Below are 8,541 nucleotides of genomic sequence, written 5' to 3' on the forward strand. Positions count from 1 at the left end.
GATGGGGACCGCCTGGGGTACCCCAGTAATTTTACCATTTACGACACCCAGGATTCTCAGCGCCTTATATCGGCGATCATCCGGGAGATGGGCCTGGATAAGGACATTTATAAATACAAACAGATACAGCAGCGCATATCCTCCTACAAGAACAGCCTGATTACAGTCAAAGCCTATTTTCAGAATCCGGAGTTGCAGGAGGCCGATGCGATGTCCAAGCGCCCGCGACTCGGAGAAATTTATCGCAATTATGTAGATCGCTGTTTTAAGGCAGGTGCTATGGATTTTGACGACCTGCTGCTGCGAACCAATGAACTGCTTACCCGCTTTCCGGAAGTACTCATGAAGTACCAGAATCGGTTTCGGTATATATTGGTAGATGAGTATCAGGATACAAATCACTCCCAATACCTGATTGTAAGGGCCCTTGCAGATCGCTATCAAAATATTTGTGTGGTGGGGGACGATGCCCAGAGTATCTACTCTTTCCGGGGAGCCAATATCGATAACATCCTGAATTTTCAGAGGGATTATGACGATGTCGGCCTCTATCGCCTGGAGCAGAACTACCGATCGACCAAGAATATTGTCAATGCGGCCAACAGCATAATAGCCAACAATAAGAACCAGCTGGAAAAGGTGGTTTGGACGGCCAACGATGAGGGACCTCTTATCCGACTGCACCGGAGCCCTACAGATGCGGACGAAGGACGTTATGTCGCCTCCTCCATCTTTGAGCACAAAATGCAGCAACAGCTCCATAATGGGGCCTTTGCCGTACTGTATCGAACGAACTCACAGTCCAGGGCCATAGAAGACGCCTTGCGAAAGAGAGATATTCCTTACCGAATCTACGGAGGCCTTTCCTTTTACCAGCGAAAGGAGATTAAGGATGTTCTGGCCTATTTGAGGCTGGTGATCAACCCCGGTGACGAAGAGGCCCTGAAGCGGGTGATCAACTACCCGACCCGTGGAATAGGACAGACTACTGTGGACCGGCTTGTCGTAGCTGCGAATGAGACCGGAGAAACTGTCTTTAAGGTTATGGAATCCCTTGGATCCATGAATATTGGTATTCATGCCGGAACCCGCCGCAAGCTCGAAGATTTTGTCAGTATGATCCGGAGTTACCAGGTGTTGAATGCGAATGCCGATGCTTTTACGTTGGCGGAGCATGTAGCCCGGAAATCCGGTCTGTTGCAGGAATTTAAAAAAGATGGTACCCCTGAAGGGATAGCCCGTATGGAGAATATTGAGGAATTGCTCAACGGGATAAAGGACTTTGTAGAGGGGCAAAAGGAAATCGCAGACGCCAAAGGTGATCTGAGTGAATTTCTGGAGGATGTGGCCCTGGCAACGGACCTGGACATGGATAAAGGCGATGATGACCGGGTGGCCCTGATGACGATACACCTGGCTAAAGGGTTGGAATTTCCATATGTCTATGTGGTAGGTATGGAAGAAGATTTATTTCCCTCTGCCATGAGCATGAATACCCGAAGTGAATTGGAAGAGGAGCGGCGGCTTTTTTATGTCGCGCTGACGCGGGCGGAAACCCAGGCCTATTTAACCTATACCCAAAACCGGTACCGATGGGGCAAGCTGATCGACGCCGAGCCCAGTCGCTTCCTGCAGGAGATCGATGAGCAGTATATCGAAAACCTGACACCGGAGGATACTTATAAATTCCGCCCGATGCTCAACGCCTCTATCTTTGGCGAGGTGGACAAGAGTAAATTGAGGGCAGAGAAGCCAGTCTCCGGGAAACCCCCGAAACAGAATCATCCCACGGAAAAACAGTTGAGACGCTTGCGGAAAATCCGTCCCCAGCTCGGCCAGCCGTCAGGGACCGAAGGAAGTTCTATCGAAGGACTGCAGGAGGGAAGCCGGGTAGACCATTCCCGTTTTGGAAAGGGGACTGTACTCAAAATAGAAGGTGCCGGTAATGATAAGAAGGCGGAGATTCGCTTTGAACGCGGCGATATTAAAAAACTTCTCCTCCGCTTTGCCAAATTACAGATTCTGGAATCCTGATCGCGTAGGGATCTATCCTGTAGGGTTTTCCGATCTGGGGGCGGCATAGAAATAAAATGATCAGATCATGGCTGAACGTATTCGAATTTACGAGGAAAACCCCAATCCCAAGGCGATAGACCGAGTGGTGTCTGTCCTTAGAAAGGGCGGGCTGGTGATCTATCCCACGGATACCGTATACGGTTTGGGGTGTGATATCACCAATTCAAAAGCCCTGGAGCGTCTCGCGCGATTAAAAGGAGTTAAATTAGAAAAGGCGAACTGGTCTTTTATCTGTGCGGATTTGAGCAACCTTTCAGATTATGTCCGGCAAATTGACACCCCCACTTTTAAAATTCTAAAACGCGCCCTCCCGGGGCCTTACACATTTATCCTGCCGGGAAGCAACCAACTCCCAAAAGACTTTAAAAAGCGCAAAACAGTGGGTATACGGGTCCCGGATAATCGTATTTCCCACGATTTGGTTGTGGGACTCGGGCATCCCATTGTCTCCACTTCTATACATGACGAAGATGATGTCCTTGAATACACCACGGATCCTGACCTGATATATGAAAAATGGAATAAACACGTGGATATGGTAGTCGACGGCGGGTATGGGGATAATGTAGGGTCTACCGTTATAGACCTCTCAGGAGAGACCCCGGAGGTAATCCGGCAAGGAAAGGGTGATTTGAGTATTCTCTGAATAAAAAAAGCCCCGCAGTTTTTCACCACGGGGCTTTTCCAGTTTAATATTGTCCCGGATTATTTGTTGATCTCCGGATCATCCATACCTTCTTCAATCATATCGTAGAACTGATCCAATTTAGGCAGAACTACAATGCGGGTCCGTCGGTTTTTGGCCCGGTTCTCCCGAGTGTCATTGCTGACAAGGGGAATATAGTGGCTGCGTCCGGCAGCGGTCATACGGGCCGGGTCAACCTTGTAGTCATTCTGAAGGATCCGAACCACGGAAGTGGCACGCTTTACACTGAGGTCCCAGTTGTCCAGTAATACACCGCTTCGGTAGGGAACATTATCCGTGTGGCCCTCCACCATAAACTCAAAGTCCGGTTTGTTGTTGACCACCTGGGCTACTTTTCCAAGAACGTTCTTGGCTGCGGAAGTTACATTGTAACTGCCACTCCTGAAGAGCAATTTGTCGGAGATGGAAATAAAGACCACACCTTTTTCGACGCTGATTTCAATATCTTCATCGTCGAGGTTCCCCAGAACACCTTTAAGGCTTTGTACCAGGGCCAGGTTTACAGAATCCCTGCGAGTTACGGCATCCTGAAGCCTGCGGATGGTCAGGTCTTTTTCCTGGAGACTTTCCAGGGATTTTTCAAGGTTATCAGCCCCTTTGGAGGTCAGGGTAGTCAAATCCCCCATATTGTTAATCAGTTCCTGATTATTGGCTTTCAAAAAGGCGTTCTGCTCTTCCAGAGTCTTGAGTTTGGCATCTGCAGTGGCCTTATCCTCCAAACAGCTGTTTAATTTAACAGTTGCTGAATTCAACAGGTCCTGGGTTTCGCGTTGTTTGGACTCGAGGTCCGCGTACTTCTTCTGAGATACACAAGAGGAAAGCACGAGTACCAGACCCAGACTCCCAATCATCCATTTTTTCATAAGTGTGAAATTTAAAGTTATTAGTCGTTGATTTGTTATCTTAAGTTATAGAACAAAATTAACAAATGTCCCACCCATGTGGGTAAGAATCCGTTAATCTTTTACTAAAATACCAAATGTCCTTATTTTACGTACGTAATAGGACCAGACTATGGACGTCGTTTTAGCGTATTTTTCAACAAAATGCTGCCGTTCCCGCTTGCGAAGCATTTTCGGAACGTGCCGGTAAAAACTCAGGTGCGCCCGTAAAATAGCCCATGCATGTCCGATTTTAAACTGAAATAAAAACCTCAGGGCGGCAATAGCATCCAGGATCAGGCGGGATAATACAATAGGTAAGGCTTTCCGGGTGGGCAGGTTTTTGGTTATAGAGTAGAGGGAGTTGCGAAAATTTAGGAAAGTCTTTTTGGGATCCATATTGCTTAGGGTAGACCCTCCTAAATGAAAGACTTCCGAACCTCCTGTATAAAAAACACTGTACCCTTTGTTGTGGGCCCTCCAGCAAAGATCCACCTCCTCCTGATGGGCAAAATAGTCGGCATCGAACCCACCAAGAAGCTCAAATAGATCTCTTTTTACAAACATACAGGCTCCGGTTGCCCAAAAAATTTCCCGCGTGTCGTCATACTGCCCCAGATCTTCCTCCAGACTCTGGAAAATACGTCCCCTGCAAAAAGGGTAGCCGAAAAGGTCCAGAAATCCACCGGCTGCCCCCGCGTATTCAAAATGAGAACGACGATTGAGATCTTTGATTTTTGGCTGAACGATTCCTGCCCTGGGCTGATCCTTAAATAACCCCAGAACCGGGTTTAGCCATCCGGGGGTTACCTCCACATCAGAATTGAGCAGGCAGTATAGATCCGCGTCCACGACTTTAAGCGCTTTGTTGTAACCCCCAGCAAACCCTAAATTATCCTCATTTACTACCACCTGGATTTGGGGGTAGTGTTGTTTTACAAATTCCACAGATGAATCCGTAGAGGCATTGTCAGCAAGGACAACAAGGGCATCCCCACTATTGCTGACCACCGAAGGAAGGAAGCGTTCCAACAGCGTTTTTCCATTCCAGTTCAGGATGACTATGGCGATGGAAGGTCTGGGGAGCTTCAAGAATACGAGTTTAGGTGAATCTGTCGTGAAAGGGCGCAAAGTAACTAAATATTTTGCAAAGGACCTTCCCTTACAGGCAGCCGGAGTGTATTATCGAATCTCCGTATAAGAAGGTAGTTCCGGCAGGAAGAGGTATTGACCTTTATCATAGTCCATTTTGCAGTAGAAATGGTTTAAGCCGTTGGTGACCATGAGAATGTCGGCCCGTGCTTCCCAGTTATAACGGGCAATTTGATCAAAGACTTTTTGGTTAAGCACTACCTCGGGGGCTTTACACTCTACCAGGAGTTGTATTTTTCCTTCGGGATCACATACGGCAACATCCACCCTTTTGTCCAGGGCAGCCACCTTCAGTTGTCGTTCTACAAGGAAGCGCCCAGCAGGGTAATTCTTTTCTTCGACTAAAAAATGAAGGCTGTGCTGTCGTACCCATTCTTCAGGTGTAAGGACGACATATTTTTTGCGAATGATATCAAAAACCAGCATTTTATTTTCCCTACTTTTGAAGCGAAACGCATAACTCGGAAAGTTGAGTCGGACCATACCCTGAGGTGTATTTTAAGATGGATGAAGTAAAGAAGATTATAGAAGAAATACAAAAGGGAAATCCCGCCCCTGTTTATTTTTTGATGGGGGAGGAGCCTTACTACATTGACCGCATTGAACGGTTTCTGGGAAACAATGTTTTGACCGAAGATCAAAAGGGCTTCAATCAGATTGTTCTATACGGCAAGGATACTTCCGTTGGGGATATTATTTCGCAAGCCAGAAGGTATCCCATGATGTCTGAATACCAGGTAGTTATCGTTCGGGAAGCCCAACACCTAAGTCGCACCATCGAACAACTTGAGGGCTATGCACAAAATCCACAACCCTCTACGGTACTTGTTATTTGTTATAAATACAAGACGCTGGATCGTCGAAAAAAACTGATCAAAGCGCTCAGGCAGCACGGGGGCGTGGTTTTCGAGAGTAAAAAAATGTACGAAAACCAGGTGGCGGAATGGATTCGTAGGGTACTTCTGGGCAATGGTTATACCATTTCCCATAAAGCGGCAGCACTGCTGGTGGAGTATCTGGGGAAGGATTTGGGCCGCATAAGCAATGAATTGGACAAATTAAAATCCATACTTCCTCAGGGTTCAGAAATAGATCCTGTAGTTATTGAAAAACATATTGGGATCAGTAAAGACTTTAACAACTTTGAATTGAAAAAAGCCATTGCAGAGCGCGATATTCCCAAAGCGACACGAATCATAAAATACTTTGCAGAAAATCCCAGGGAGAATCCCTTTGTGATGACCATCTCACTTCTCAATACCTTTTTTGCACAATTACTGCAATATCATGGACTGCAGGATCACAGTCCGAAAAATGTGGCCAGGGCCCTTAAAATAAACCCCTATTTTGTACATGAATACCAGACGGCTGCCAGACATTATCCGATGCGAAAGGTCAGTCTGATCATTGGCGTGCTGCGGGAGATGGACCTCAAAGGAAAAGGAGTGGCCGTCCCCGCCATGAAGCAGGATGATCTCCTCAAGGAATTACTTCATAAAATTCTCTGATTACTTCTTATCAACACTATAAGCTCCGGGTCCCAGTAAGAAGATAGCGGTAAAAATCACTGCGTACAACAGCGCTTTTTCTTTGGAACCAAAAGGATCGGCACCGTGTGCAATGAAGGCAGCGACAAGCATGGTGATAATGATCGGAATAGAAGCCCAACGCGTTTTAAAACCGATAAGTACAAAAACGGCACATAAGAATTCGGCGAAAACGGCCAGGAAGAAAGTAGGACTTGCACCTATTCCCAGGGGATCGCCAAACTCTATAGGATCTTCCCCGAAAAGGCGTTGCAGTTTAGGGACGCCATGCGTGAGCATGAGCGCAGCACCGCCAATTCGCAGCACTGCTAGTCCGATTTGGGTTTGAAGGGAACGGTTCATGTTTGTTTGGGTTAAGGTTTGGGCTCTAAAATATTAATAAATCTTCAGGAATCCGGAAGATTCTCCAGGATTCTCCCCATCTGCCCTATGAGTTCATCGCAATTCGCCTGGTTGAAAGGAAGGGGAGGCTTGATTTTCAGCACGTTGTTGCAAGGGCCATCTGTACCAATCAGTATGTAGGAATCCCGCAATTCATTTTTCAGTTTTTGCGCCAGTGCAGTATTGGGCTTTCCCAAGGGGTCCAAAAGTTCAACGCCAAGAAACAATCCGTCTCCGCGAATATCGGCCAGGGCCTTGTGCCGGGTACTCAGCTCATGGAACGCCGCTTTGAGATAAGTACCGGTATCCAGGGCATGTGCTTTGAGTCCTTCTTCTTCCAGGACGCGCAGCACAGCTTCTCCGGCTGCACAGGATACAGGGTTTCCACCAAAGGAACTGAAAAATTCGGGCCCGGAATCAAAAGCACCACCGATTTCAGCTGTGGTTACCACGGCTCCTATCGGATGCCCGTTGCCCATGGGCTTGCCCAGAATAACCATATCGGGGATCACCCCGTGTTTTTCATACCCCCAATTCCAGCTTCCCAGTCGTCCAAAGCCCACCTGTACCTCATCACTAATACAAATACCCCCCTGCAACCGGACGTCATTGTACACCTCGGGAAGGAATCCCCTGGCCAGCGGGACCTGTCCTCCGCAACCCATGACCGGCTCGGCAATAAATGCCCCCACCTGCCCGGGATTTTCTGCAAGTAGCTCTTTGGCGAATTTTGTAAAGTAAGACCCGGCTGAGCCATCATCAGGGAGCCCACTTCCAAAGGCCTTGGGCATCGGACACAAAAGGGTGTCTGGATAAGAAATTCCTTTTTTGTGTTTATAATGGCTTACAGCAATCCCGGCCAGGGTATTTCCGTGATATCCATTTTTTAAGGCCAATATTTTGTCTCTACCCGTATACGCCCTGCTCAATCTTAGGGCCAGGTCGGTAGCCGCACTGCCGGAATTCACCAGAAAAACGCGGTTTAGTTTTGGAGGGAAATACGAGAGGAGGTGTTCGCTGTAGTTTAGAATTTCTGAATACAGGTAGCGTGTATTGGTATTTATTCGATGTAAGGTCCGGGTTGTAGCCTCCACAACCCCTGGATGGCAATGTCCCACAAGCATGATGTTGTTATAAGCATCCAGAAACCGGTTTCCCCTGTTATTGAACATATACTGAAAGGCAGCCCGTTTCATGACAATGGGATGCGAATAACTCAGGGACAGGGATCGGGGAATAACCTCATTTCTCCGACTGATGTAGTCGTCTGCTTCATTGAATTCGAGCGTTTCCAAACCCGCAGCTTCTAAAAAGCAATTGGCAGCGGCTTCCGGGGAGATGGAAATCCACTTGTGCAAAAGTTGCTTCATGGATAATTCGCTAATACGTATATAGTCGGATTCCGGACGTAGCTTTGCGGCCCGGGCACTGTTGCAAAGACTCATGCAAATTCGCCCGGCGATCAGGTAATAGAGCAATTCGAGCTCCTCCCGCTTTAGCGGAAATTCGCGGTGATAGGCTTTAATGACAATACCCGCAACACGCAGGGGATCTTCTCTTTCGGCCAAGACGTAAGGCAGGGCAACAGCCAGTTCATTAATCAGCCAGGAATAACACATATCTCCGAAGTCGATAATCCCGGATACCGTACCTTTTTGAGTCAGAACATTCCAGTCATTGGCATCGTTGTGAATCAAGCATTTCCTGAGGGAATATCGCCAGGGCTCGACAATCTGGTCATATTGCAGGAGGTAGTATTCGATCAGGGCGCGGTCCTTTGGATCTTCCAGGGCATTTA

Annotated in this window: 8 protein-coding genes; 3 read left to right on the top strand and 5 right to left on the bottom strand. The window is 47.6% G+C overall.

Features of this window, described 5'->3' with window-relative positions; translation table 11 throughout:
- Window positions 1-2,034 (top strand): ATP-dependent helicase (locus WBV75_RS03085; protein WP_424119191.1); only part of this gene is annotated, 2,034 nt, incomplete at its 5' end.
- Between the two features lie 67 nt (window positions 2,035-2,101).
- Window positions 2,102-2,722 carry an L-threonylcarbamoyladenylate synthase gene (locus WBV75_RS03090; protein WP_424119192.1) on the top strand — a complete coding sequence of 207 codons (621 nt, stop codon included), beginning with the start codon at window positions 2,102-2,104 and terminating at the stop codon, window positions 2,720-2,722.
- A gap of 59 nt (window positions 2,723-2,781) precedes the next feature.
- Here the strand turns inward: WBV75_RS03090 and WBV75_RS03095 are convergent, their stop codons facing one another.
- The 3 genes from WBV75_RS03095 to WBV75_RS03105 all read right to left on the bottom strand — a co-directional run bounded on the left by WBV75_RS03095 (window position 2,782) and on the right by WBV75_RS03105 (window position 5,298).
- Window positions 2,782-3,645, bottom strand: coding sequence for an OmpA/MotB family protein (locus WBV75_RS03095; RefSeq protein ID WP_424119193.1), 864 nt, complete (start codon window positions 3,643-3,645; stop codon window positions 2,782-2,784).
- 93 nt (window positions 3,646-3,738) lie between these two features.
- Window positions 3,739-4,755 (bottom strand): glycosyltransferase family 2 protein, encoded by a 1,017-nt coding sequence (locus WBV75_RS03100; RefSeq protein WP_424119194.1) that lies wholly within the window; start codon window positions 4,753-4,755, stop codon window positions 3,739-3,741.
- Window positions 4,756-4,845: 90 nt separating this feature from the next.
- Window positions 4,846-5,298 (bottom strand): type I restriction enzyme HsdR N-terminal domain-containing protein, encoded by a 453-nt coding sequence (locus WBV75_RS03105; RefSeq protein ID WP_424119195.1) that lies wholly within the window; start codon window positions 5,296-5,298, stop codon window positions 4,846-4,848.
- A 20-nt stretch (window positions 5,299-5,318) separates the two neighbouring features.
- Here WBV75_RS03105 and holA point away from each other — a divergent pair, with 20 nt between their 5' ends.
- Window positions 5,319-6,323, top strand: coding sequence for a DNA polymerase III subunit delta (gene holA / locus WBV75_RS03110; RefSeq protein WP_424119196.1), 1,005 nt, complete (start codon window positions 5,319-5,321; stop codon window positions 6,321-6,323).
- On the opposite strand, the gene WBV75_RS03115 is transcribed toward holA, so the two are convergent.
- On the bottom strand, window positions 6,324-6,704 hold the full coding sequence (locus WBV75_RS03115; protein ID WP_424119197.1) for a DoxX family protein: 381 nt from the start codon (window positions 6,702-6,704) through the stop codon (window positions 6,324-6,326). It abuts the gene before it with no gap.
- 44 nt (window positions 6,705-6,748) lie between these two features.
- Window positions 6,749-8,541, bottom strand: a 1,793-nt coding sequence (locus tag WBV75_RS03120; RefSeq protein WP_424119198.1) for an aminotransferase class III-fold pyridoxal phosphate-dependent enzyme, incomplete at its 5' end; no start/stop codon positions are given.

This window comes from Robiginitalea sp. (assembly GCF_049588695.1).
Classification (GTDB): Bacteria; Bacteroidota; Bacteroidia; order Flavobacteriales; family Flavobacteriaceae; genus Robiginitalea.